A 391-nucleotide genomic window follows, 5' to 3' on the forward strand; every position below is an offset into this window, starting at 1 on the left:
GACTATTGCAATGTTCGGCGTGCTCGCCGTGCTCGTGTTCTTCACCTGGCGCAGCAGCAAGAAGCGCAAGGAGGCTGCCGAGCAGCAGAAGGAGGCGCTGAAGCCGGGCGTCGAGATCATGACGAACTTCGGGCTCTACGGAACGGTCGTCTCCGTCGACAACGTGACGAACATCGCGGAGATCGAGGTCAGCCCCGGAAACGTGCTTCGACTTCACCCCGGTGCCATCGCCAAGGTGATCACCGAGGTGGACGCCGTCGAACCCGGCGCCCCGCGCTCCGTCGAGGAGGCCATGGCCATCGCCAATGCCGAGGAGGCCGCGCGTGAGGCCGAGCTGAACGGCACGCAGCTCAACCAGGACTCTGCGATCCACCTCAGCGAGCCGGAGTAC

1 protein-coding gene is annotated in these 391 nt (G+C 65.0%); it reads left to right on the top strand.

Features of this window, described 5'->3' with window-relative positions; genetic code table 11:
- On the top strand, nucleotides 1-391 hold a 391-nt coding region (gene yajC, locus GVL04_RS24345), incomplete at both ends, for a preprotein translocase subunit YajC (RefSeq protein WP_159709186.1).

This window comes from Arthrobacter sp. 18067 (assembly GCF_902706295.1).
In the GTDB taxonomy this organism is placed as follows: domain Bacteria; phylum Actinomycetota; class Actinomycetes; order Actinomycetales; family Micrococcaceae; genus Arthrobacter.